Annotated in this window: 21 protein-coding genes; 15 read left to right on the top strand and 6 right to left on the bottom strand. The window is 62.2% G+C overall.

Translation table 11 applies throughout. The features are described 5' to 3' along the window. Positions 1-439: 439 nt before the first annotated feature. Positions 440-1,381, bottom strand: a complete 942-nt coding sequence (locus tag GGD90_RS06535) for a LysR family transcriptional regulator (protein WP_153115473.1) — start codon at positions 1,379-1,381, stop codon at positions 440-442. Between the two features lie 177 nt (positions 1,382-1,558). Between GGD90_RS06535 and GGD90_RS06540 the strand changes: the two genes are divergently transcribed. From GGD90_RS06540 to GGD90_RS17815, 11 genes are all read left to right on the top strand, one after another. Continuing rightward, the gene (locus GGD90_RS06540) at positions 1,559-2,764 is read left to right on the top strand and encodes an aldo/keto reductase (RefSeq protein WP_221227682.1); all 1,206 of its coding nucleotides are present in this window, start codon (positions 1,559-1,561) and stop codon (positions 2,762-2,764) included. A 16-nt stretch (positions 2,765-2,780) separates the two neighbouring features. Beyond that, positions 2,781-3,938 (top strand): aldo/keto reductase, encoded by a 1,158-nt coding sequence (locus tag GGD90_RS06545; protein ID WP_153115474.1) that lies wholly within the window; start codon positions 2,781-2,783, stop codon positions 3,936-3,938. Positions 3,939-3,943: 5 nt separating this feature from the next. Then, on the top strand, positions 3,944-4,417 hold the full coding sequence (locus GGD90_RS06550) for a (R)-mandelonitrile lyase (RefSeq protein ID WP_153115475.1): 474 nt from the start codon (positions 3,944-3,946) through the stop codon (positions 4,415-4,417). 29 nt (positions 4,418-4,446) lie between these two features. Next, positions 4,447-5,277, top strand: a complete 831-nt coding sequence (locus GGD90_RS06555) for an SDR family oxidoreductase (protein WP_153115476.1) — start codon at positions 4,447-4,449, stop codon at positions 5,275-5,277. A 47-nt stretch (positions 5,278-5,324) separates the two neighbouring features. Continuing rightward, positions 5,325-6,476: an iron-containing alcohol dehydrogenase gene (locus GGD90_RS06560; protein WP_153115477.1), complete on the top strand. Its 1,152-nt coding sequence runs from the start codon at positions 5,325-5,327 to the stop codon at positions 6,474-6,476. Beyond that, entirely contained in the window at positions 6,473-7,072 is a 600-nt protein-coding gene (locus GGD90_RS06565) for an NAD(P)H-binding protein (protein WP_153115478.1), read from the top strand. Before GGD90_RS06560 ends, GGD90_RS06565 begins: the two co-directional genes overlap by 4 nt. Positions 7,073-7,098: 26 nt before the next feature. After that, entirely contained in the window at positions 7,099-8,082 is a 984-nt protein-coding gene (locus tag GGD90_RS06570) for an aldo/keto reductase (RefSeq protein WP_153115712.1), read from the top strand. Then, positions 8,079-9,320, top strand: coding sequence for a multidrug effflux MFS transporter (locus GGD90_RS06575; RefSeq protein ID WP_221227683.1), 1,242 nt, complete (start codon positions 8,079-8,081; stop codon positions 9,318-9,320). Before GGD90_RS06570 ends, GGD90_RS06575 begins: the two co-directional genes overlap by 4 nt. Positions 9,321-9,444: 124 nt before the next feature. Further along, a complete protein-coding gene (locus tag GGD90_RS06580; protein ID WP_153115479.1) occupies positions 9,445-10,512 on the top strand; it encodes an alpha/beta hydrolase in 1,068 nt (355 codons plus the stop codon). A 55-nt stretch (positions 10,513-10,567) separates the two neighbouring features. Then, a complete protein-coding gene (locus tag GGD90_RS17810; protein WP_221227684.1) occupies positions 10,568-10,930 on the top strand; it encodes an aldo/keto reductase in 363 nt (120 codons plus the stop codon). A gap of 4 nt (positions 10,931-10,934) precedes the next feature. After that, positions 10,935-11,117 (top strand): hypothetical protein, encoded by a 183-nt coding sequence (locus tag GGD90_RS17815; RefSeq protein ID WP_265589147.1) that lies wholly within the window; start codon positions 10,935-10,937, stop codon positions 11,115-11,117. A gap of 455 nt (positions 11,118-11,572) precedes the next feature. On the opposite strand, the gene GGD90_RS06590 is transcribed toward GGD90_RS17815, so the two are convergent. The 4 genes from GGD90_RS06590 to fabI all read right to left on the bottom strand — a co-directional run bounded on the left by GGD90_RS06590 (position 11,573) and on the right by fabI (position 18,144). Then, positions 11,573-14,458 carry an adenosylcobalamin-dependent ribonucleoside-diphosphate reductase gene (locus GGD90_RS06590; protein WP_153115480.1) on the bottom strand — a complete coding sequence of 962 codons (2,886 nt, stop codon included), beginning with the start codon at positions 14,456-14,458 and terminating at the stop codon, positions 11,573-11,575. A gap of 305 nt (positions 14,459-14,763) precedes the next feature. Next, positions 14,764-15,945 carry an acetate/propionate family kinase gene (locus GGD90_RS06595; RefSeq protein ID WP_153115481.1) on the bottom strand — a complete coding sequence of 394 codons (1,182 nt, stop codon included), beginning with the start codon at positions 15,943-15,945 and terminating at the stop codon, positions 14,764-14,766. Then, positions 15,942-17,360 carry a bifunctional enoyl-CoA hydratase/phosphate acetyltransferase gene (locus GGD90_RS06600; protein WP_153115482.1) on the bottom strand — a complete coding sequence of 473 codons (1,419 nt, stop codon included), beginning with the start codon at positions 17,358-17,360 and terminating at the stop codon, positions 15,942-15,944. Before GGD90_RS06600 ends, GGD90_RS06595 begins: the two co-directional genes overlap by 4 nt. A 19-nt stretch (positions 17,361-17,379) precedes the next feature. Then, positions 17,380-18,144, bottom strand: coding sequence for an enoyl-ACP reductase FabI (fabI, locus tag GGD90_RS06605; RefSeq protein ID WP_153115483.1), 765 nt, complete (start codon positions 18,142-18,144; stop codon positions 17,380-17,382). A 202-nt stretch (positions 18,145-18,346) separates the two neighbouring features. Here fabI and GGD90_RS06610 point away from each other — a divergent pair, with 202 nt between their 5' ends. The 3 genes from GGD90_RS06610 to GGD90_RS06620 are packed head-to-tail and all read left to right on the top strand — an operon-like array spanning position 18,347 to position 23,363. Further along, positions 18,347-19,324, top strand: a complete 978-nt coding sequence (locus tag GGD90_RS06610) for an HlyD family secretion protein (protein ID WP_153115484.1) — start codon at positions 18,347-18,349, stop codon at positions 19,322-19,324. Positions 19,325-19,347: 23 nt separating this feature from the next. Then, positions 19,348-22,203 carry a ribosome-associated ATPase/putative transporter RbbA gene (gene rbbA, locus GGD90_RS06615; protein ID WP_153115485.1) on the top strand — a complete coding sequence of 952 codons (2,856 nt, stop codon included), beginning with the start codon at positions 19,348-19,350 and terminating at the stop codon, positions 22,201-22,203. Continuing rightward, entirely contained in the window at positions 22,200-23,363 is a 1,164-nt protein-coding gene (locus GGD90_RS06620; RefSeq protein WP_228273650.1) for an ABC transporter permease, read from the top strand. The genes rbbA and GGD90_RS06620 overlap by 4 nt, the downstream gene beginning before the upstream one ends. A gap of 29 nt (positions 23,364-23,392) precedes the next feature. Here GGD90_RS06620 and GGD90_RS06625 read toward each other — a convergent pair whose 3' ends face one another. After that, a complete protein-coding gene (locus GGD90_RS06625) occupies positions 23,393-23,836 on the bottom strand; it encodes a universal stress protein (protein WP_153115486.1) in 444 nt (147 codons plus the stop codon). A gap of 146 nt (positions 23,837-23,982) precedes the next feature. Between GGD90_RS06625 and GGD90_RS06630 the strand changes: the two genes are divergently transcribed. Further along, positions 23,983-25,389 (top strand): MBL fold metallo-hydrolase, encoded by a 1,407-nt coding sequence (locus tag GGD90_RS06630; protein WP_153115487.1) that lies wholly within the window; start codon positions 23,983-23,985, stop codon positions 25,387-25,389. Positions 25,390-25,426: the final 37 nt, after the last annotated feature.

Genomic DNA, 25,426 nt, shown 5'->3' on the forward strand with positions numbered 1-25,426 from the left:
CTGTTCTTCGGTAAAGCGCTTCTTCATGTCCAATCTCCTTGTCGTCGTGGATTGGACTCTAAAGTCACGCGCTACTCAATTCGGGGGGGACGTCGAGGGACTCAAATGCAAACGCCCCCAAGAGTCATTCTGGGGGCGTTTGTATTTGGGGAGTCCAGAAAATCTGGGTTAAGAATTCTTCGCGATGACGCCTTTGCCCGGATGGTTCCTGTCGCCGGCAACGGGCGGGCCTTGGACGCATATGTTCCGGGTGACGGGCCGGTGCGGGGCAGGCTTACCCGCGCATTGCTGAATGAGTTGGCCAACAGGACCAAAGGCCGAATTCTGGACTCTGTGAGCGACAACAGGCTGCTACTCGGCCTTTGCGGACGTCCGCTTAGACCATCGACACCGTCGGCTAACGTCCTGAAAACTGACATGCAGGCAACCTGGTTTCGATCTACTGGTTGGCCTGTAACTCCGGCTCATTCAGTACGAATTCTGATTGATTGCCAAGCCGATCAAGCGCGAATTCAATAAACCGACGAACTCGTGCCGGTTGGGCACGGCGGCTACCGTAGTAGAGGTAGACCCCCATATGGTCGGTCATGTGCTGAAGAAGCAAAGGTCTGAGTCTTCCAGCCCGGATATGCGGCGCTGCCGAGATCGCCGACAACTGCCCGATCGCCTGACCGTCCAGCACCGCTCGCAGTTCGAGTTCGATGTCGTTGGTAGAAATTGCGGGCGGCAGGTCGCGGCTGACTAACTCGCCATCGACTTTCACGTACCACGGATAGACCTTCCCGGTCGCCGGATGGCGAAAGACGCTACACCGATGCGCGGCCAGGTCTTCAAGGCGCAGTGGCAAGCCATGCCGCTCCAGATAGGCCGGCGATGCACAGATGATCAACTGGATGGGGAAGAGCTTTCGGGCAATCAAGCCTTCTTCGGGGGGCGCACCGATCCGGAAGCCAACATCGGCCCGCTCCAGCACCCAGTTGCTGATGTGATCATCGAGATGCAGGTCGGGCTGTATCTCCGGGTATTGCTCACAGAACGCATTGAGTACCGGCCATATCACCGGAACAAAGCCCGAGCGGGGTGCGGCGATGTGGAGTGGCCCGGCGATTTCGTCCTTGGCGCTGCGGACGCGTTGCAGGGCTCGCTCCAGCATCGCCAAGGCGGGCTGCGTAGCCTCCAGGAGTTGCTGCCCTTCGTCGGTCGGGGAAATGCTGCGGGTCGTGCGATGCAGCAAGCGGACGCCCAGACGCTGTTCCAGTTGCGACAAGGCCTGACTGGCTGCCTGCGGACTCATGCCTTGAGCGGCGGCGGCCTTGCGCAGGCTACCCAGTTCGACGGCCTTCGCAAAGATTTCCATCGCCCGTAATTCGTTGATTGGCACCGTAGCTCAAGAGGTTGTTCAGAACAGGTCGATTATCAACTTTTAATTGCTACTGGTTCAAGCTTTTTGACCCTATTAAATGGACAGTGAGATGGCTAATCTTCAGCCCAACAGATGAGCACCACGGAAAAGCCGGCACGGCGGAACCGCAACCAAGTATGGCAAAGGACTAGGGCGATGAACTGCACAGATCAAAACGATCGCCAGGATATATCACCGGGGCGCCGGGACTTTCTGACGGCGTCAATGCTGCTGGCAGCCATGACGCTGGTTTCAGGCAATGTGACCGCGGCCGGTAGGGCGGCCCGTGCGCGCAAGCTCGAAATGCCGATGCGTCAGTTGGGCGCCCTCAGGGTCTCGGCGATTGGCTTGGGCTGCATGAACGTGGCCTGGGGTTTTGCGCCGCCGATTCCGAAACCCGATGCCATTCGCCTGATCCAGGACGCCTATGAACATGGAGTCACATACTTCGATTCGGCCGAGGTCTATGGTCCCTACATCAGCGAGGACTATGTCGGCGCCGCGCTCAAACCGGTACGCGACAATGTGGTGATCGCCAGCAAGTTTGGCTTCGATATCGACAGTGCTGGCCAGATTCGTGGTCTTAACAGCCGGCCGGAGCATATCCGAACGGTGGTCGAAGCCTCGCTCAAGCGCTTGGACACCGATGTCATCGACCTGTTGTACCAGCACCGCGTCGATCCCAATGTGCCGATAGAAGACGTGGCGGGCGTGGTCAAACAGCTGATCCAGGAAGGCAAGGTGAAACACTTTGGTCTGTCGGAAGCGGGGGCGGCGACGATACGCCGTGCCCATGCCGAACAACCGGTGGCTGCTGTCCAGAATGAATACTCCATCTGGTCGCGTGACCCAGAGGGCGAAGTGTTGCCGGTCTGCGAGGAATTGGGCATCGGCCTGGTCGCCTGGGGACCACTCGGCAAGGGCTATCTGACAGGAAGCATCCCGGCCTCGGCAACTTTTGCCAAGGGTATCGACCTGCGCGCCACCATGCCACGCTTTACCCACGAAGCGATGATCGCTAACCGGTCCGTGATCGCATTACTGGAAAGGGTCGCAGAACGCCATGGCGTTCTGCCCGGCCAGATTGCGTTAGCCTGGTTGCTCGCCCGGAAGCCATGGATCGTTCCCATTCCCGGCACAACCAAGATCGCCCACCTCCGGGAAAACGTAGCGGCAGTCCAGGTCAAGCTTACTGCCAAGGACGTTGAGGACATCGACACGGGCTACGCCAGTCTCAATATCGTCGGCGAGCGTTCCGCGGAAGCCGTGATGGGGCTGATCGACATCGGCGCCCGTGCCGGTACCTCTTCCGTTGGCGGACACGGCATTTCCCCGCTCCGCCAAACATCGTCCGCGAACTAGGAACAAGGAGAAAGCCATGAGTGAGCAAAACAACGTAAGCGGGGCGCCCATCGAAAGCGTTGGCCGTCGTCAATTCATGGCTGTTGGTCTTGCCATGGCCATGGCAACGATGCCAATCGCTTCGGCTCAGGCTGCTCCCAGTCGTCCACAGGGCCGCATGCCAAAGAGAAAGCTCGGCACTCTGGAAGTGTCCGCGATTGGCCTCGGCTGCATGACCATGAATGGAGGGCAGTACAACCCGCCGAAGGATACGCAGGAGATGATCGCCCTGATTCATCAGGCGGTTGAACGCGGGGTGACCTATTTCGACACAGCCGAGGTCTATGGCCCCTTCGTTAATGAAGAACTCGTTGGCAAGGCACTGGCCCCGTTCAAGGGCGATGTGGTGATCGGGACCAAATTCGGCTTTGACATCGACGCGAACGGGCGTCGGACCGGCGCTCTGAACAGCCGCCCGGAACATATTCGTCAGGTAGTCGATGACTCCTTGAAGCGTCTGAACGTTGAGGCCATCGACCTGCTGTACCAGCATCGCGTCGATCCCAAGGTGCCCATCGAGGATGTGGCTGGTACGGTCAAAGACCTGATCGCCCGCGGCAAGGTCAGGCACTTTGGCCTGTCGGAACCCGGCATGAAAACCCTGCGCCGGGCACATGCCGTTCAACCCGTGACAGCAGTGCAAAACGAATACTCGCTGCTGTGGCGAGGCCCGGAACGGGACGAGTTGTCCATCTTCGAGGAACTGGGCGTTGGACTGGTGTCTTGGAGTCCACTGGGACTGGGCTTCCTGACCGGCAAGCTTGGCCCTAACTCCCGTTTTGACGGTCCTGGCTATACCGACTATCGAAGCTTCAACCCGCGCTTCACCCCGGAAAACCTCAAGGCGAACATGCCCTTGGTCGAAATGTTGCAGTCCTGGGCCAAGCGCAAGGAAGCGACTCCCGCTCAGGTGGCGCTCGCCTGGTTACTGGCCCAACGCCCCTGGATTGTGCCGATCCCAGGTACAACCAATCCGGCCCACCTGGATGAAGACTTGGGAGCGCTGTCGGTACATTTCACGCCTACCGAACTGCATGAGTTCAATACCGCGTTCGCATCCATCACTGTTCATGGTGAGCGCTTGCGCAAGGAATTGCTGGTCATGTCGGGCCAAGAAGCTCCAACCAAGGAGTAATCCCCATGAAAAACATCATTGCCACCGTGGCCACGGCTGGCTTGATTGCAAGTGCTGCTGGTGCCGAAGAACTGGCGGGCGTTCAAGTCACCCACATTGGTACGCAAGCGTCTGCCGCCGGCCCCACCGAGTTCTTTTCAGGGGTTGTCCGCATTGACACCCCTTTCAAAGGCAGCGGCCAGGCACGTATCAGCGGTGCCACCGTCACCTTCGAGCCTGGTGCGCGAACTGCCTGGCACACCCATCCGCTAGGACAGACCCTGATCGTGACCGCGGGCTCAGGGAGGGTACAGCAATGGGGTGGCCCGGTGCAGGACATCCGGGCCGGCGATACGGTCTGGATTCCACCCGGGGTCAAGCATTGGCACGGTGCTTCTGGCAGCACCGCGATGACGCATATCGCCATCGCCGAAGTGCTCGATGGCAATGTCGTCGAATGGCTGGAAAAGGTCAGCGACGACCAGTTCGGAAGTCGATAGGCCAAGCTGAATAACGAAAGGAACACATCATGGGCAAAGTTGTTGTCGTCATTGGCCCGGGTTCGATTGGCCAAGCCATCGCAAGAAGGGTTGGAGCGGGCAAGAAAGTTCTGCTGGCCGATCTGCGTGAAGAGAATGCTCTGGCTGCAGCCAAGACTCTCCACGATGCCGGGTTTGAGGTCAGCACCGCCGTGGTCGATGTTTCGTCACGGCAGTCAATCCATGAGTTGGTCGAGCAAGCGCAGGCACTTGGTGACATCAGCGGGCTGATTCATGCCGCGGGTGTCTCGCCAACGCAGGCATCTCCCGAAACCATCCTGAAGGTGGATCTGTACGGTACTGCCGTCGTGCTGGAAGAGTTCGGAAACGTGATTGCCCGGGGTGGTTCCGGTGTCGTTATCGCCTCGCAATCCGGCCATCGTCTGCCGGCATTGACCGACGAACAGAACAAGGCGCTGGCGCTTACCCCAGCCGATGAACTACTGACGCTGCCGATGCTTCAGCCGGATCAAGTGAGCGATCCACTCCGTGCCTATCAGTTATCCAAACGCGCGAATTCGCTACGGGTCATGGCCGAGGCGGTTCGCTGGGGCAAGCGTGGCGCCCGGATCAACACGATCAGCCCCGGAATCATCATCACACCGCTCGCCAGGGATGAACTCACGGGCCCGAGAGGGCCGGGCTACCGGCGGATGATTGACCTGTGTGCCGTCGGCAGAGCCGGAACGCCGGATGAAGTAGGCAACGTCGCCGCCCTGCTGATGGGGCCGGATGGCGCGTTCATCACTGGCAGTGATTTCCTGATGGATGGCGGCGTCACGGCTGCCTACTGGTTTGGTGAACTGGCCCCCGCCACATGAAGCTCGCTCTTGCGAAATTAACCGACAGAAACAACGGAGGAATCAACATGGAAAACTTCACCTTCTTCAATCCGACCAAGATCGAGTTCGGCACGGGCAAGGAGCAGCTGATTGGCCAGATTCTGGCCGGGCATGGCATCAAGAACGTCCTGCTGTGCTACGGCAGCGACCGGATCAAGCGCGACGGACTGTTTGCGACGGTGAGTGACAGCCTGAACGAGCGTGGCGTGCGATACGTCGAATGCGGCGGAATTGTCAGCAACCCGGTGCTTTCCAAAGTCCGCGAAGCCATTGCGCTGGCCCGCACGCATCAGGTCGATGCCGTCCTCAGCGTGGGCGGCGGCTCGGTGCTCGACAGCTCCAAGGCCATCGCCGCCGGCGCGCTTTACGCTGGCGATGTGTGGGACTTGTTCATCGGCAAGGGCAGCATCGAGGCTGCTCTGCCGGTTTTCGACATCCTGACGCTGGCAGCTACCGGCAGCGAAATGAACAACGGCGCTGTGGTCACCAATGAGCAAACCAAGGAAAAGTTTGCCATCAGCTCGGTACACACCTTCCCCAAGGTTTCCATCGTCAATCCCGCGCTGATGCAGACGGTGTCGCGCGACTATCTGGTGTATTCCGCTGCCGACATCATCGCGCACGCGATCGAGGGCTATTTCACCGCTACGGAGCAGCCCAGATTTCATTCGCGCATGGTCGAAGCCATCATCAACACGGTGATCGAAACGACCGAGACCCTGCTCGAAAACCCGCAGGACTATCACGCCCGCGCCGAATTCGCCTGGGCCTCCACACAAGCCCTGAACGGTCTGATCTATGCCGGCACGGCCGGATTTAGCTACCCCAACCACATGATCGAGCACTCCTTGTCGGCGCTCTTCAATGTGCCACATGGCGCCGGCCTGTCGGTGGTCATCCCGGCCTGGATGAAGTGGTATCACAGCCGCAATCCGCAGCAGTTCCAGCGTTTTGCCCAACACGTATTCGGCGTGGATACCCCCGAACAGGGTATCGCTGCGCTGGAGGCGTGGTTTGACAAGATCGGCACACCCACCCGTCTGTCCCAGTTGGGGATTAGCGAGGCTGACTTGCCGAAGACCATCGAAAACATCCTCGGCAACGCCCAGTGGTTCGGCATCGCCGAGATTTACACGCGCGACGTCGTTACCACCATTCTCAACCACGCACGGCAATGAGCCTGAACGTATTGATCCTGGGTGCCGGTGGCCAGATCGCGCGGGTGGCCACCGAGCTGTTTCTAAAGACAAGTGATGCCCACCTGACGCTGTATCTGCGCCAGGCGCAACGTCTGGGTCGGGCAAATACAGACCGTGTCCGCGTAGTGGAGGGCGACGTGCTCGATCTACCGGCCCTCACGGCAGCCATGGCTGATCAGGATGTGGTCTACGCCAATCTGGATGGACCTTTGGAACAGTTGGCGCTGAATATCGTGGCGGCCATGCGTGAAACCGCGGTGCGTCGCGTGATCTTCGTCAGTTCGATGGGCATCTACCGCGAAGTCCCCGGGGAGCACTACCGCAGCATTCTTGACCCGTACCGCGACGGTGCAGCGGTCATCGAGGCGTCCGGGCTCGACTACACCATCATCCGGCCAGCGTGGCTCAACAACCGGGATGAAGTCGCTTACGGCACAACGCAAAAAGGTGAGGCCTTCAAGGCCAAGGATGAAACCGTATCGCGCAAGAGTGTCGCCCACCTGATCATCAAGCTGGCGACCACGCCTGGACTCGAAATCGGCAGCAGTCTGGGTGTCCACCGAGAAGACAATTAATGCGAATACTCGACATGAATACACCAATGCAAACACGCAAACTTGGCAGTAGCGGACTTGAAGTATCGGCCCTCGGTCTGGGTTGTATGGGCATGAGCATGGCCTACGGCCCTCCGGCCGAGAAACGGGAAATGATTTCTCTAATCCGCCACGCCGTCGAATGGGGCATCACCTTCTTCGACACGGCGGAGCTCTACGGCCCTTATGTCAATGAGGAACTGGTGGGTGAAGCGCTAGCTCCCTTCAAGGGAGAGGTGGCAATTGCAACAAAATTCGGTATCCGTATGGAGGGTGGTCAGCAAATCCAGTGCAGCCGTCCCGAGCAAATTCGCCTGAGCGTCGAAGGTTCTCTGAAACGACTGGGCGTCGAAGCCATCGACCTTTACTACCAGCATCGCGTCGATCCTGATGTGCCGATTGAGGAGGTTGCAGGCACGGTTAGACAACTGATTCTTGAAGGCAAGGTCAGGCATTTCGGAATGTCGGAGGCAGGTGTCAATACCATCCGCCGTGCTCATGCCGTTCAGCCGCTGACTGCGGTTCAAAGCGAATACTCCTTGTGGTGGCGTCGTCCGGAAGAAGAACTGCTGCCGACGCTGGAAGAGCTGGGTATCGGCTTCGTTCCGTTCAGTCCGCTCGGCAAGGGCTATCTGACCGGAACGATTGATGAAAACACCCACTTTGACAGCTCTGACTTCCGAAACCTCGTGCCTCGATTTGCGGTTGATGCGCGCAGGGCAAATCGCTCGTTGGTTGATCTGCTGAAGGGGATTGCCGTGGCGAAAGATGCAACACCGGCACAGATTGCCTTGGCCTGGCTGTTGGCAAGGAAACCTTGGATCGTTCCGATACCAGGCACCACCAAGTTGCGGCGTCTGGAAGAAAACCTGGGGGCAGCCTGGGTGGGGTTGACGCAGAGTGATCTGGCTCGAATTGACGCCGCGGCTGCCAACATCCCCATCCAGGGTGAGCGCTACCCAGAGGCACTTGAAAAACGGACAGGACTTTGAGCAGCAAGCAACTTCAGTCGGCTACTGCCGTCACTGACTCAACCGAAGACAAAGGGCTCAGGGTGCTCGTCATCCTGAGTGCCTTGATGTCTTTCGCGTCAATCTCGACCGACCTTTACCTTCCAGCCCTGCCGGCCATGGGCGAGTCGCTGCATGCTGATGCCGGCTCGGTCGAGCTGACTATTTCCGGCTATCTGATCGGTTTCAGTATCGGTCAGCTTTTCTGGGGACCTATCGGTGACCGTTACGGTCGGCGCCTGCCGATCACCCTCGGCTTGCTGCTGTTTATCATCGGTTCGGCCGGCTGTGCCATGTCGGACAGTGTTCCGACGATGATTGGATGGCGCATGGTGCAGGCTGTCGGGGCCTGTGCCAACGTCGTTTTGGCCAGGGCAATGGTTCGTGATCTTTACGTGGGTCACCAGGCGGCCCGGATGCTGTCCGTTCTCATGACGGTGATGGCGATAGCCCCGCTGATCGGGCCCAGTGTAGGCGGCATGATTCTCCACCTGTCGTCATGGCATGCCATATTCTGGACGCTGGTCGGTGTCGGCATGGCTACCCTATGGGCGCTAACCATCCTGCCCGAAACCTTGCCACCCGAGCGGCGTAATCCGCAGTCGATCACGTCGGCTGTCCTCGGCTACGGGCGGCTACTTCAGCAACCTCGTCTTCTGGCCTATGCCGGCGTCGGTGGGAGTTTCTATGGGGGAATGTTTGCCTATGTGGCGGGCACGCCTGTTGCCTACATCTCACACCACCACGTTTCTCCTCAACTCTATGGCCTTCTATTCGGACTGGGAATTGTCGGAATCATGGTTGCCAACCAGATCAACGCCAAGTTGGTTTGCCGCTTTGGTATTGATCGAATGATCAGCTTCGGGGCTGGCCTGGCCACCTACGCTGGAATTGTTGCTGCCCTTAATGCTTGGCAGGACTGGGGCGGACTATGGGGCCTGGTTGTGCCACTGTTCTTCTTTGCGTCCGCAACGGGCTTTATCGTGGCCAATGCCATTGTAGGGGCAATGGACGGATACCCTGAGCAAGCTGGTGCGGTTTCCGCACTGATCGGAGCCATTCAGTACGGCACGGGAATCCTTGGTTCGGCGTCTGTCGGTTATTTCGCCAACGGCACGCCATTCCCGATGGGAATAACCATTGCCTGCTTCGGTATAGGGAGCCTGTTTTTTTCCTTCGGGCTTAAATCACACCGCAAACCGCTAGCCAATACCGCTTGATTCAAATTCAATGGGATTTATTGGGAGCAGGCAGCGCACTTCGACGCTTACGACTTAAGTAATTCTGAGGCAATACCACGGGTATCTTTTGGCCTTCCGCGCCACCACTCTACGGGAAGTGAAGATGTTTTTTCAGACGAACATAAAAATCAATGGCATGGCCTGCGTGGCAGCCGCTATTGGACTTTTTTCGGGGACTATCATGGCCGCAGACTACACGAAGAATCCGTTCACTTTGGCGTATGACGGAGCAATCACGGAGAATGTCAAGGGCGCCGTAAATATCAATCCGGTCAAGTACAAGCTCAACGGACTGGATATCGCCGCGAATGTATATACCCCGGCCAACTACGACCCAAACAGGAAATATCCGGTGATCGTAGTCGCGCATCCTAACGGTGGCGTCAAGGAGCAGGTGGCAGGCCTGTACGCGCAGCGCTTGGCTGAACAAGGCTACATTACGATCACCGCGGATGCGGCGTACCAAGGGGCAAGCGGCGGGCTGCCGCGCAGCGTGGACAAGCCTGCGAACCGTATCGAGGATATCCATGGCATGGCCGATTTCATTACTCAGTATCCCGGAGTCGATGCGAAACGCCTGGGGCTCCTCGGCATCTGCGGCGGCGGTGGCTACTCCTTGGCCGCTGCGGCAACCGACAAGCGGTTCAAGTCGATCAGCACCGTAAGCATGTTCAACTCCGGACGGGTTCGTCGCAATGGCTACGTCGATTCCCAACTTGGCAGCATCCAACAGCGCTTGCAGCAGGCTGTCGACGCCCGCGCTCAGGAGACGGCTGGAGGGGAAGTGCTTTATTCCGGCGACGCCAATCTGACGGATGAGCAGATCGCCAAATTGCCGTTCGACCTTTATCGACAGGGTTATGCGTACTACTGGAAGACGCATGCGCACCCCAACTCGACGTTCAAGTACACCACGAGCAGTCTGCTGGACCTGATGCGCTTCGACGCTACCGACCACCTCGAACTGATTCAGCAGCCGTTGCTGATGATCGCAGGCAGCAAGGCCGATAGCCTGTACATGAGCGAGGATGCGTTTGCCAAAGCCACCGGCACGAAGGACAAGGAATTGTTCAGGATCGATGGTGCGACACACATCGAAACGTACTGGGTTCCGAAGTATGTCGATGCAGCCCTTACCAAGCTGACGGCGTTCTACGCGAGAACCCTGTAAACCTTGGTGCGCTTTGCTTCAGCTTGTCACCATCAGATGAGAGGGAGTTGTCGATGTGTCACGTAACGTTGAACAACGGAATTGCGATGCCGATCCTTGGCTTTCGCGTGCCTTGGAAGAGGCGCATCGAGAAGGCAAGCTCCGCGTGATCGGTGTGAGCAATTTTCAGCCGGACCGCCTGATGGACATCATTGCGTTCAACGAGATTCGCCCTGCGGTCAATCAGATCGAAGTCACCCCTTCCACCAGCAAGCCGAAAGCCTGTTATTCATGGGCGAGAATGATGTACAGGCGGAAGCGTGGGCTCCGTTTGCCGAGGGCCGTAATAGCCTCTTCCAGAACGAACTGCTCGCCGCCGTTGGTGAAAGCATGGCAAATCTGTTGGCCAAGTGGTTCTGCGCTGGTTGATCCGGCGTGACATCGTGACACTCGCCAAATCGGTACGCCGTGAACGCATGGCTGAGAACCTGAATGTGTTCGATTTCACGCTGGACGAGAAAGACATGGCCAGCATTGCCACGCTTGAGACGGGCACCTGCAGCTTCTTTTCGCACCGTGATCCGGCAATCGTCAAGTGGATGCAGGAGCGTCAGCTCGACATTTGAAGCAGGACGGCCATTTCAGCATGTTCGTGAGGGAGCCAGCACAACTCGGCCATCAAGTCGTAGTTTGCGGCTCACTACTGGTCGCTTTCGTTGTGCTCAGTGTTGCGCGAAATGGCCCCTGTTGAAGTTCCGAACTGGTGGGTTAGGGGCGGAAGTATGCGCCCGCCGGAACTGGGAGCGGACGTTCAATCGTCCAGTACTGACATTGTCAGCAACCCGACCGCATTGCAGACGTAGCTCGGTAGGTGCGCCAACGTCCGCACTGGCCGAAATCCGGCCTCATGCTGTGACAATAGGCAGTTCCTGGGCCAAAGCGAATACTCGACGCGATGATCATCGCTGCAGTTAAGGCGAATGCTTGGGCCCAAAAAAATCCCCGGTGCGCAGTTGATCACCGGGGATTCTTTACTTATGCGCCAACGCACAGCACATCGGCGCATATTGCCTCGATAAGTCTAGCCGCAGGCACCGACTGCGCCGCAGGCGGTGCAGAAGTCGCAGCCGTCCTTTCGGATCACGGTGTGGTTGCCGCACTCGTTGCACAGCTTGCCGGCGGTCGGCTTGGCGGCGGTGCTTTCCTTCGGCGTTTCGAGAATGCCCATCTGCGTGATCGGCAGGCCGTTTTCGTCGAGGATGCCGAGCATGGCGTAGCGGTGGATGATCAGGTGCGCGAGGTAGGCAACGGTCGACGGGTAGGTCTGCTGCTTGCGCGTGCCGGGGACGAAGGCCATGAAATCGCCGAGCGGTTCCGGGTAGTCGAGCAGCTTCCTGAGCTTCATGCCGATCCACGCCGGATCGACGACGCGCATGTCGAGCGACAAGAGCTTGGTCAGGCCGTCGAGCGAGCGCGGGTAGTTGCCGGAGAGCCACACCGAGTAGGGGCGGGTGACGCCGTCGGGCAGCGTGATTTCCTTGAGGCCGAGGACGAAGTCTTCGCCGGTGGCCGGGTTGAAAACGTCGACCGTCCACGACAGCGTGCCGTCGGTGCCGGTCTTCGGTTCCTTGAGGCTGAACAGCGCGTCGAGCACCGGCGTCGGGCCGTCGTTGCGGAAGGTGCCGATCTGTTCAACGCGGTACTGGATCAGCTGCGCCAGCGCGGCGACGATCGAGGGCATGCGCTTGTGCTCGCCGTGCGGCGGGAAGGGCATGTCGAAGCCTTCGTCGCTCGCCGTCTTGGCGAGCGATTCGAGCTTGAGCTTAAGCCAGCCCGAATCGTTGGCGCGCATGTCCATCGACAGCGTCTTGGCGACGGCGCCGAGGCCGCGCGGTGCGGCCGGGCCGTTGACCCAGACTTCGAAGGGCCAGGCGCGGCCTTCCTGCTCGACATGGCCGACGAAGAGCGCGAACTTGCCGTGCGGCTGGTCAATCATGTAGGTCCACGCCAGGTTGCCGTCGGCGAGGTTGGGGCGGTTCGGCCAGCGCAGGCTGGAGAGCACCGGTGCCGGCAGCGTCTTGATCGTCAGGCGACGGTTGGCGTCGCCATTGACGAAGTCCTGCGGCTGCTTCTTTTCTTCGGCCTGCTTCTGCGATTCGACCGAGAGCACCGAGCCGAGCACGCTGTTCGGACGGTAGGTGGCGAGCCCCTTGAGGCCCGACTTCCAGGCGCTCATGTAGAGATCCTGGAAATCCTCGTAGGGGTAGTCGCCCGGCACGTTGACCGTCTTGGAAATGGCGGTGTCGATGAACGGCGCGACGGCGGCAACCATGTCCTTGTGCGCCTGCGCCGAGATTTCCAGCGCGGTGACGAAGAAATCGGGCAGCTTTTCAACGTCGCCGCCGGTGTGCTTGTACAGACGCCACGCGTAATCCTCGACCGCGTATTCCTTGAGCGTGCCGTCGGGCATGCGCTTCTTGCGGTTGTAGGTCCACGAGAAGGGCGGTTCGATACCGTTCGACGCGTTGTCGGCAAAGGCCAGCGAGATGGTGCCGGTCGGCGCGATCGACAGCAGGTGCGAGTTGCGCAGGCCGTGCTTGCGAATCTCGGCCTTGATCTCGGCCGGCAGGCGCGAGGCGAAGTTGCCGCCGGAGAGATACAGCTCGGCGTTGAACAGCGGGAAGGGGCCACGTTCCTTGGCCAGCTCGATCGATTCGAGATAAGCCGTGTCGCGCAGGAATTCGGAGATGCGCGAGGCCATCGCCATCGCTTCCGGACGGTCGTAACGCAGGCGCAGCATGCACAGCGCGTCGCCCAGACCGGTGAAGCCGAGGCCGATGCGGCGCTTGTTGGCGGCTTCTTCGCGCTGGCGATCGAGCGGCCAGGCGGTGACGTCGAGCACGTTGTCGAGCATGCGCGTCGACACGCGGATCACCTCGGCAAAGCCGGCGAAGTCGAACTCGGCGCGGTCGCTGAAGGCGTCCTTGACGAACAGCGTCAGGTTGATCGAGCCGAGGCAGCAGCAGCCGTAAGGCGGCAGCGGCTGTTCGGCGCAGGGGTTCGTGGCCTCGATCAGCTCGCAGTAGTAGAGGTTGTTGTCCTTGTTCATGCGGTCGAGGAAGAGGATCCCCGGCTCGGCATGGTCGTAGGTGGAGCGCATCACCTGATCCCAAAGGTCGCGCGCGCGCACCTTGCGATAGACCCACAGGCCGTCTTCACGCTGGTAGGCGCCGGCGCGGCGCATGTCGGCGTTCGGCTCGGCGCGATGCGTCAGCTCGATTTCGGCGTCGGCTTCGACCGCCTGCATGAACGGGTCGGTAACGCCGATCGAGATGTTGAAGTTGGAGAGGTCGCCCTTGTCCTTGGCGTGGATGAACAGTTCGATGTCCGGATGATCGCAGCGCAGCACGCCCATCTGCGCGCCGCGGCGGGCACCGGCCGATTCGACGGTTTCGCACGAGCGGTCGAAGACGCGCATGTACGACACCGGGCCGGAAGCACGCGACTGCGTGCCCTTGACGCGCGCGCCCTGCGGCCGGATCGACGAGAAGTCGTAGCCGACGCCGCCACCGCGACGCATGGTTTCGGCGGCCTGCGCCAGTGCGGTGTAGATGCCCGGCTTGCCGTCGACGACCTCGACGATCGAATCGCCGACCGGCTGCACGAAGCAGTTGATCAGCGTTGCCGCCAGATCGGTACCGGCGGCCGAGTTGATGCGTCCGGCCGGGACGAAGCCGGTTTCCTGCGCCCACTGGAAGCGCGCTTCCCAATGCGCGCGCTGCTTTTCGTTTTCGTTCGCGGCGAGCGCGCGGGCGACGCGGCGGCGCACGTCATGGACGCTGTTTTCCTTGCCTTTGGCGTACTTCTCGATCAGTACCTCGACCGAAATTTCCTGTTCCGGCAGTGGCGCGAATTTGGGGGCTTCGGGGATGGCGGTCAGGGACAACTGCTGTGCTTCGTGGCTCATGTGCGGCTTCTCCGTATTCGGGGTGGGGCGGGCGTCGCGGCGAGGCGACGGGCGCCGGGAAACTGTGCTGCGCTCCGGGCTCGCGTGGCATGGCGAGAAGCGGGCAGGGGTCGTGTGGACGCTGACTAAGCTACTACAGGTAGTGTTGTTGCGCAATCGGTTGACTAGATGTAGTTTTTTTGTGTGTCGCTTTCCGGTGCCGGGAAATGCCGAAAAATCAAGTCATAGCGTGCAACCGTATGTTTTCGCGCCATGAAAAAGACGCCCCGCGGGGCGTCTCTTTTTTGTTGCACCAGCGCTGGTTTTCAGAGGCCGAGCAGCGTCTGTGCGTGGTAGGCGATCATCCATTCCTCGTTGGTCGGGATGACCAGAACGTCGACACTGCTGTTGTGCGCGCTGATGCGCAGGTCATGGCGGGCGTTGGCCTCCGGATTGAGGTAGATGCCCATCCAGGCGCAGTGCAGGCAGACGCGGCGGCGGACTTCGGCCGCGTGTTCGCCGATGCCGCCGGTAAACACCAGCGCGTCGATACCGCCGGCGGCAGCGGCCAGCGAACCCAGTTCGCGCACGATGCGGTAGCAGAACAGATCGACCGCCTGCTGCGCTTCCGGCTTGTCGCTGGCGAGCAGGGTGCGCATGTCCTGCGAGATGCCGGAAACGCCGAGCAGACCGGAATCCTTGTACAGCATCTGCGTCATTTCCTTGACGCCGAGACCCTTGGTTTCCATGAGGTGCAGGACGACACCGGGGTCGAGCGTGCCAACGCGGGTGCCCATCACCAGACCGTCGATGGTCGAGAAGCCGAGCGTCGTCGCGACGCTCTTGCGTCCGACCAGCGCCGCCATGCTGGCGCCGTTGCCGAGGTGGGCGACGACGACGCGGCCCTCGGCGCGCGAGGAGTGCGTCGCCAGCGTGCGCGCAATGTACTCGTAGGAGAGGCCGTGAAAACCGTAGCGCTTGATGCCTTCGGCGCTGATCGAGCGCGGCAGGCCGAAAAGCTGCGCGATTTCCGGTTGGCTGCGATGGAAGGCGGTATCGAAGCAGGCAACTTGCGGCACTTCGGGCAGCAGCGACTGGATGGCGCGCACACCGGCGACGTTATGCGGCTGATGTAGCGGCGCCAGCGGAATGTAGCGCGTCAGTTGCTCAAGCGCCGCTTCGTCGAGCCTGACCGGTCGCGAATAGCGGTCGCCGCCATGGACGATGCGGTGGCCGACGCCGACGATGGTCCATTCCGCCTGGCTGGCGGTGAACCAGCGCAGCAGCTCAGCGAAGGCTTCGGTGTGGCTGGCATGGGCGCCGGTCAGCGTGTGGTCGGCGACGCTGTCACCGGCGTGGTTCTTCGCCTGCAGCCGGATTTCGGCGGTACCGATGCCGTCGATCTGGCCGCAAACCGCCGCTTCCCGCGCCAGCGGGTGGGTGTGCGGAAAGAGCGCGAACTTGATCGACGACGATCCCGCGTTGATGATCAGGATGCCCTGTTTCATTCGGTGACCGGCTGCTTCTGGCGGTTGGCGTGGGCGATGAGCACGGCGACGACGCACGAGGCGAGGCGCGTTTCGGTGGTGTCGGCGCGGCTGGTCAGCACGATCGGCACCTTGGCGCCGAGGACGATGCCGGCGGTGAGCGCGTTGGCCAGGTACTCGAGCTGCTTGGCGATCATGTTGCCCGACTCGATGTCGGGGACGACGAGAACTTCGGCACGGCCCGCTACCGCCGAATGGATGCCCTTGGTCTTGGCGGCGACGATCGACACGGCGTTGTCGAAGGCGAGCGGACCGTCGAGTACGCCGCCCTTGATCTGGCCGCGGTCGGCCATCTTGCACAGCGCCGCGGCGTCGAGCGTCGACTGGATCGCCGGATTGACCGTCTCGACCGCCGAGAGGATCGCCACCTTCGGTTCGGGAATGCCGATCACGTGCGCGAAGTCGATCGCGTTCTGGATGATGTCGACCTTGTCCATCAGCGTCGGCGCGATGTTGATTGCTGCGTCGGTGATCAGGATCGGGCGCGGGTAGGTCGGCACGTCCATCAGGAAGACGTGGCTGATGCGCCGCGCGGTACGCAGGCCGCTGGCGCGCGCCACTACTTCGGCCATCAGTTCGTCGGTATGCAGGCTGCCCTTCATCAGCGCTTCGGCGTCGCCGTTGCGGATCAGCGTCACCGCCATCGCCGCCGCCTCGTGACTGTGGCGGACGTTGACGATGCGGTGCAGGCCGAGATCGAAGCCGTTTTCGGCGGCGACGGCGCGGATCTTGGCTTCCGGACCGATCAGGATCGGATCGATCAAACCGGCGTCGGCCGCCGCCAGCGCGCCTTTCAGCGATTCGCGGTCGCAGGGATGGACGACAGCCATGTCGATCGGCGGCAGTCCGCGCGCGCGCGCCAGCAGTACCTGCAGCCGGGCGTAGCGGTCGGACAGCGGTCCCGGCGGCAGTTCGACCTTGCGCGTACGGTATTTCTCCGGCGGCGCCATCACCTCGGTCGTGCCATGCACGACTTCGAGGTCTTCCTGGTTGGTGCAGCTGCAGTTGAAGATGATGTGCTTGTTGTGCTCGAACTTCTGCTTGACGGTGAGCGTGATGGTGACGGTGTCACCAATGCTCACCGGCCGCGAGAAGTGCAATGCCTGGTCGACGAGGATCGTTCCCGGCCCGGGAAACTGCGTACCCAGCGTCGTCGAGATCAGCGATGCGCTCCACATGCCGTGCGCGATGACTTCCCGGAACATGCCGCTGTGCGCGAATTCAGCGTCAGCGATGGCCGGGTTGCCGTCGCCGGACATGATGGCGAACAACTGGATGTCCTCGGGGCGCAAGGTGCGCGTCAGCGTCGTCGAATCACCGACGTGGATTTCCTCGTAGGTATGGCTTTCGAGGTATTGCTGGGTTTCCTGGGTCATGAGCGAACCTCTGTTCCCGTCAGGCGACGATGTTGTAGCCGCCGTCGATGAAGATCGTACCGCCGGTGAGCGAACGCGCCAGATCACTGACGAGGAAGGCCGACAGCGCGCCGATGTCGTCGGTCGACACCAGTTTGTGCAGCGGTGCGCGCTCGATGGCGTCCTTCATCAGTTCATCGAAGTGCAGGATGCCCGAGCCGGCACGCGTTGCCAACGGTCCCGGCGAGATGGCGTGCACGCGGATGCCGTGCGTGCCGAGTTCCGAGGCGAGGTAGCGCGAAGCCGACTCGAGCGCGGCCTTGACCGGGCCCATGATGCCGTAGTTTTCAACGACTTCGTCGGCGCCGTGGTAGCTCATGGTGAGCAGGCAGCCGCCATCCTTCATCAGCGGTTCGGCAAGCTTGGCCAAGCGGATCAGCGAATGGCAGGAAATGTCCATGGCGCGCAGGAAGCCGTCCTTGCTCGAGTCGACGACGCGTCCGTGCAGGTCGTCACGCGGCGCGAAGGCGATCGAGTGCACGACGAAATCGAGCTTGCCCCACTTCTTGTCGATGGCCTCGAAGACTGCCTCCATCTGGCCGTCGATTTCGACGTCGAGCGGCAGGATCAGTTGCGAGCCAAGCAGTTCGGCGAGCGGCCGGACGTAGGATTCGGACTTCTCGTTGAGGTAGGTGATGGCGAGTTCGGCACCGCAGACATTGAACGCCTTGGCGCAGCCGTAGGCGATGCTTTTGTTGTTGGCAACGCCGACGACGAGTCCCTTTTTGCCGTGAAGATTGAACATTTATTGCTCCCGATAGAGACGATTGGATTTCCGGTTGCTGCCACGCAGCAATCAACGATGTGCCATTAAATCAGCAATGAGGGCGTTTGTGGTGAATGATTTGTTGCACTGCACCCAAGTATTTTCGGGCATGGCACCATTTGCCGCCGCCGGCGTATAATCTGCCTATTTACTGACTCTTCGGTCATTAGCGAGGCTTCGTATGACATTCCCGTTTTCCCGTGGGCAGTGGCTGGTGGCGCTGGCCGTCGCTGGAGTTGTCGCCGTGGCGCTCTATTTCCTTGCCCGGCCGGCGGCTTTGCCACCGGGTTTTGTCAGTGCCAGCGGACGTCTTGAGGCAACCGAGGTTGATGTCGCGACCAAGATCGCCGGCCGGCTGGTCGCGCTGAAAGTGCGCGAAGGCGATAGCGTGCAGGCGGGCGACATCGTCGGCGAGTTCGACGCGGTCGATGTCGATGCGCAGTTGCGCGCAGCGCAGGCGCAGGTGCTGCAGGCACAGGAAACGGTGCGCGAAGCGCATGCCGGCGTGCGCAAGAGCGAGTCCGACGCCGTTCTCGCCGGCCGCACGCTGGCGCGTTCGCAGGAACTGGTGCAGCGCGGTTTCGTCAGCGGCGACCGGCTCGACCGTGACCGCAGCGCGCAGGATGGCGCGACGGCAGCGCTGAGCGCGGCGCGCGTGCGCGTCGCCGAGGCCGAAGCCGGCGTTGCCAGCGCCGTGGCGCGCGCCGACAGCTTGCGTGCGACCGTCGGCGAAACGACGCTGAAGGCGCCGATCACGGGCCGTGTGCTCTATCGGCTGGCCGAGCCCGGCGAGGTGCTGGCAGCGGGCGGCAAGGCGCTGACGCTGCTTGATCTTGGCGACGTCTATATCAACGTCTTCCTGCCCGCCAACGACGCCGGGCGCATCACGATCGGCAGCGAGGCGCGCATTGTCGCCGATGCCTGGCCCGACGAACTCGTTCCGGCGCACGTCAGCTTCGTTTCGCCGAGCGCGCAGTTCACGCCGCGCGAGGTGGAAACGCGCAACGAACGCGAAAAGCTGATGTTCCGCGTGCGGCTCAAGGTCGACCCGGCGTGGCTGCAGGCCAAGGCGCAGCGCATCAACGTCGGCATGCCCGCAGTCGCCTGGCTGCGCCTTGACCCGGCGCAAGCCTGGCCGGAGCGTTTCGGAAAACGCTAGTGGCCGCCTCGGGAGCCCCGCAGATGTCGGCCACCGGCGACAAGCAGCGCCTGGATGGCACGCCGGCGCCGGTCGTGCGCATCGTCGGCGTCAGTCAGCGCTACGGCGCGACGGCTGCGCTCGAGCAGGTGACGCTCGATCTGCCGGCCGGCGGCATGCTCGGCCTGATCGGCCCGGACGGCGTCGGCAAATCGACGCTGCTGGCGCTGATCGCCGGCGCGCGCGTCGTGCAGGCCGGGCGTGTCGAGGTACTCGGCGGCGACATCGGCGACCGCCATCACCGCGCCGCGGTGCAGCCGCATATCGCCTACATGCCGCAGGGCCTTGGCCGCAATCTGTATCCGACGCTGTCGGTGTTCGAGAACGTCGATTTCTTCGGTCGCCTGTTCGGCCAGGATCGCCACGAGCGCAGCGCGCGCATCGACGATCTGCTGCAGAGTACCGGGCTGACGCCCTTCCGCGACCGGCCGGCGGCGAAGCTCTCCGGCGGCATGAAGCAGAAGCTCGGCTTGTGCTGCGCGCTGATCCACGATCCCGACCTGCTCATCCTCGACGAGCCGACCACCGGCGTCGATCCGCTCTCAAGGCGGCAGTTCTGGGAGCTGATCGACAGCATCCGCGCGCGCCGGCCGGGGATGACCGTGCTTGTCGCCACCGCCTACATGGAGGAGGCGGCGCGCTTCGACTGGCTGGCGGCGATGGACGCCGGCCGCGTCATCGGCACCGGCGCGCCGGCGGCGTTGCTCAAGCAGACCGGCGAGACGACGCTCGAAGGCGCGTTCGTCGCGCTGCTGCCGGAAGAAAAGCGGCACGACCACCATACGCTCGCCATCCCGCCGCGTCCGCCGAGCGCCGAGGGCGCAACGCTGGCGATCGAGGCCGACGGGCTGACGCAGCGTTTCGGCGATTTCACCGCCGTCGATCACGTCAGTTTCCGCATCGGGCGCGGCGAGATTTTCGGCTTCCTCGGCTCCAACGGCTGCGGCAAGACGACGACGATGAAGATGCTCACCGGCTTGCTGCCGCCAAGCGAGGGCCGCGCGCTGCTGTTCGGCCAGCCGGTCGACGCGCGCGACATCGAGACGCGCAAGCAGGTCGGCTACATGTCGCAGTCTTTCTCGCTCTACGGCGAGTTGTCGGTGCGCCAGAACCTCGATCTGCATGCGCGCCTGTTCCACCTGCCCGAGTCCGCCATTGCGCCACGCGTCGACGCGCTGGTCAGTCGCTTCGACCTGACCGCCTATCTCGATGCCGCCGCCAGCGAACTGCCGCTCGGCATCCGTCAGCGCCTGTCGCTGGCCGTCGCGGTGGTACATGAGCCGAAGCTGCTGATCCTCGACGAGCCGACTTCCGGCGTCGATCCGGTGGCGCGCGACGAGTTCTGGGCCTTGCTGATCGAGTTGTCGCGCCAGCAGGGCGTCACCATCTTCATCTCGACGCACTTCATGAACGAGGCCGAGCGTTGCGACCGCATCTCGCTGATGCACGCCGGCCGCGTGCTTGCCAGCGATACGCCGGCCGCGCTGTGCGCGGCGCGCGGCATGGCGACGCTGGAAGACGCCTTCATCAGCTATCTCGAGGAAGCCAGTGGCATCGGCAGCAAGCCGGCTGCGCCGGCGGGCGGCAAGGCTGTAGCGGCAGACGTGGCAGAGGATGGTGCGCGCGCGCCGGACGAAGGCGAGGGATCGTCGGCCACCGCGGATGCCGGTTGCGCCGGCAAGGGCGGTGCCGGGTCGCCGGCGCAGCCACCGCCGTGGTTCAGCCTGCGCCGGTTGCTTGGCTATTCCTACCGCGAAGCGCTCGAACTGCGCCGCGATCCGATCCGTCTGGTGTTCGCGCTGCTCGGTTCGGTGCTGCTGATGTTCGTGCTCGGCTTCGGCATTTCCTTCGACGTCGAGGGACTGCGTTTCGCTGCGCTCGACCGCGACCAGACGCCGGAAAGCCGCGAATATCTGCACAACATCGCCGGCTCGCGCTACTTCATCGAACAGCCGCCGCTACGCGATCAGGCTGATCTCGACCGGCAGATGCAGCGCGGCGAACTGGCGCTGGCGATCGAGATCCCGCCGGGATTCGGCCGCGATCTGCGGCGCGGTCGCGCCACCGAGATCGGCGTCTGGGTCGACGGCGCGATGCCCTACCGTGGCGAGACGATCCGTGGCTACGTCGAGGGCATCCATCGCCAGTATCTCGCCGCGCAGGTGTTTGCCAAAACCGGTGCTGAAGCGCCGGCGGTGGCGAGCATCGAATCACGTTACCGCTACAACCAGGACGTGCGCAGCATCTACGCGATGGCGCCGGCGGTGATTCCGCTGCTGCTGATCTTCATTCCGGCGATCCTGATGGCGCTCGGCGTCGTGCGCGAGAAGGAACTCGGTTCGATCACCAACCTCTACGTGACGCCGGTGACGCGGCTCGAATTCCTGATCGGCAAGCAGTTGCCCTACATCGCCATGTCGATGCTCAGCTTCTTCCTGCTGGTCCTGCAGGTGATCGTCTTCTTCGACGTGCCGGTGAAGGGTAGCTTCCTCGCGCTCAGCGTCGGTGCGCTGCTCTACGTGACGGCAACCACCGGCATCGGCCTGCTGATTTCGACCTTCACCAACACGCAGATCGCCGCGCTGTTCGGCACCGCGATCCTGACCATGTTGCCGACCGTGCAGTTTTCCGGGCTCACCTCGCCAGTGAGTTCGCTCGAAGGGCTCGGCTACTGGATCGGCCAGTGCTTCCCGGCGACCTATTTCCTGATCATCAGCCGTGGCGTGTTCACCAAGGCGCTCGGTTTCAGCGAGCTTGGCACGCAATTCCTGGCGCTGGCCGCGTTCATCCCGGTGCTGACGCTGGCCAGCCTGGCGCTCTTGCGCAAGCAGGAGAAATGATGAAGCCGAGCCCCACTTTTTCCAGCCGTTTCCTCGGCCACTTGTCGAACATCTATCGCCTTGGCCTCAAGGAGCTGCGCAGCCTCGGCGCCGACAAGGTCTTGCTGATCCTCATCGCCTGGGCGTTTTCCGGTGCCATCTACGAGGCGGCGACCGGAACCTCGCTCGAACTGCGCAAGGCGCCGGTGGCCGTGGTCGACCTCGACCAGTCGCCGCTGTCGCGGCGGCTCGCCGACGCGCTCTATCCGCCGTACTTCCGCGCGCCGGACAAGATCACGCTGGAAGAGGTCGATCCGGCGATGGACCATGGCCGCTACTCGTTCACCATCGTCATCCCGAGCAATTTCCAGCGCGACCTCGTCGCCGGCCGCCAGCCCGAGGTGCAGCTCAACATCGACGCGACGATCATGAGCCAGGCCTTCATCGGCGCCGGTTACATCCAGAACATCGCCGCAGCCGAAATCGGCGAGTTCCTCACCGGCCGGCGTGACGGTAGCGAGGCGGCGATCAAGGTGGTGACGCGCGCGCGTTTCAATCCCAATCTCAACGGCTTGTGGTTCGGCGGCGTCATGGAGGTGATCAACAACATCACCATGCTGACGATCATCCTGGTTGGCGCGGCGCTGATCCGCGAGCGCGAGCACGGCACCATCGAGCATCTGCTGGTGATGCCGCTGGCGCCTTTCGAGATCATGCTGGCGAAGATCTGGGCCAACGGTCTGGCGGTACTTGCCGGCGCAAGTTTCGCGCTGTTCGTCGTCGTGCAGCAGGTGCTGCAGGTGCCGATCGCCGGCTCGACGCTGCTTTTCCTGGCCGCGGCGGCGCTCTACCTGTTTGCCGCGGCGTCGATCGGCGTTTATCTGGGGACGGTTGCGCGCTCGATGCCGCAACTGGGTCTGCTGATCATCCTGGTGATCATCCCGCTGCTGCTGCTGTCCGGCGGCGTGACGCCGCGCGAGAGCATGCCTGCGGCAGTGCAGGACCTGATGCTGCTGGCGCCGACGACCTATTTTGTGCGTCTGGCGCAGGCGATCCTCTACCGTGGTGCCGGCCTGACGGCGGTCTGGGTCGATCTGTGCGCGATGCTGGCACTGGGCAGCGTGTTCTTCACGCTGGCACTGCTGCGTTTCCGCCGCTCGGTGACGCAGACACAGGTCTGAGCGGCGGGTCCGGCGATGAATTTTCGGGATTAGCGATAGACGAGAACCGGGATCTTCGAATGCGTCAGTACCTTGTTCGTTTCACTGCCGAGCAGCAGGCCGCTGAAACCGCGCCGGCCGTGCGAGGCCATGAAAATGAGGTCACAGCCACTGCGCGTTGCCGCTTCGATGATCGCTTCGTAGGGAACGTCGCTGGTCAGCGACAGCGTCTGGCAATCAACGCCGGCTTCGGCGGCGATCTGCTCGACAAAGGCGAGATTCTCGCGCGCCTGCTGTTCGGCGAGCTCGGAAAATTTTTCCGGCGAGGTCGGGTCGATCAGCGCCCCTTCGCCGTAGTAAGTTACCGGGTAACCGGGTTTGGCGAAGAAAGCAGTGATACGCGCGCCGGTTTCCTTGGCGAAAGTAACAGCACGACGGGCGTTTTCCTGCGACAGCGCGGAACCGTCCGTGGGAACGAGGATGTTTTTGAACATGGCGTGAATTCCTTGTCTGGGAGAGCGGCGGCAAGCCGCAGGGGAATGCTACGCCTGGCAAGGGCCGGCCTACAACCGGGCAGGCTTTAGGGGCGCTCAATGGGCGCAGCAATGCAGCGAAGTGTGCATTGAAGGGAGAGCAAATAATGAAAATCACGTTTCACGGTGCCGCCGGCGAGGTGACCGGCTCGTGCACGCTGATCGAGAGCGCGACGGCGACCTTTCTCATCGATTGCGGCATGTTCCAGGGCGGCGGTGAGGCTTACGCCAAGAATCTGCGCGCGCTGGCCTTCGATGTGCGCCGGCTCGATTTCGTCATCCTGACACACGCGCACATCGACCATTCCGGTCTGCTGCCGCGGCTGGCGATGCTCGGCTATCGCGGGCCGATCTACACGACGCCGGCGTCGATCGACCTGGTCGAAGTGCTCCTGCTCGACAGCGCGCACATCCAGGAGAAGGAAGCCGAATGGCAGCTACGGCGCCGTCACCGCAAGGGCAGCCCGGCGCGTGTCGCGCAGCCTCCGCTGTACACGGTGACGCAGGCGCAGGCCTGCCTGACGCAGGTGCGTCCGGCCGAATACGACGAGACCTTCTCGCCGGCAACCGGCGTGCGCTGCCGCCTGCGCGACGCTGGACACATCCTTGGTTCGGCGATTGTCGAAGTGTGGCTGGAAGAAGCCGGCCGCACGCGCAAGCTGGTGTTTTCGGGCGACCTGGGTCAGCCCGGTCGGCCGGTGCTGAACGACCCGAAGCTGATCGACGACGCCGATGTGCTTTTCGTCGAATCGACCTACGGCAACCGTCTGCACCGGCGACTCGACGAAACCGAGGACGAGATCGTTGATCTCTTCCAGCGCACGCTGCACCAGCGCCACGGCAACGTCATCATTCCGGCTTTTGCCGTCGGCCGCACGCAGGAAATGCTGTTTGTCCTTGCCGATCTGGTGCGGCGTGGGCGGCTGGCGCCGCTCACCGTGCATGTCGATTCGCCGATGGCGAGCAAGGCAACGCAGATCACGCTGCGCCACGAAGAGTTGCTTGATGGGCCGACGCTCGATCTGCTCGACTGGCAGCGCGCGCATCCGGAGCGGATGCGTGTCGAGTTTGTCGCCGACGCCGAGGAATCGATCCGCCTCAACGAAGTCCGTTCGGGCGCGGTCATCCTTTCGGCGAGCGGCATGTGCGACGCCGGACGCATCAAGCACCATCTGCGCTACAACCTGCCGCGTGCCGAGTGCGCGGTGCTGATCACCGGTTTTCAGGCGGCGGGAACGCTCGGTCGGCGGCTGGTCGATGGGGCGCGTCTGGTACGCCTGTTCGGCGAGCCGACGCCGGTACGCGCCGAAATCTGCACCATCGGCGGCTTGTCGGCGCACGCCGACCAGGCGGCGCTGCTCGGCTGGCTCGGTGGCTTCAAGCGGCCGCCCGGACGCACCTTCATCATGCACGGCGAGGCGGAAACCGCGGCGCTGTTCGCTACCGTCGTTCGTCAGCAGCTCGCTTGGGAGCAGGTGGAAGTTCCCGCCTTGCTGCAGAGTTTCGTACTTTGAAGCACGGCGTATGATGCAGCTTGCCCGCATCCACTTA

This window comes from Rhodocyclus tenuis (assembly GCF_014197755.1).
Lineage (GTDB): Bacteria > Pseudomonadota > Gammaproteobacteria > Burkholderiales > Rhodocyclaceae > Rhodocyclus > Rhodocyclus tenuis.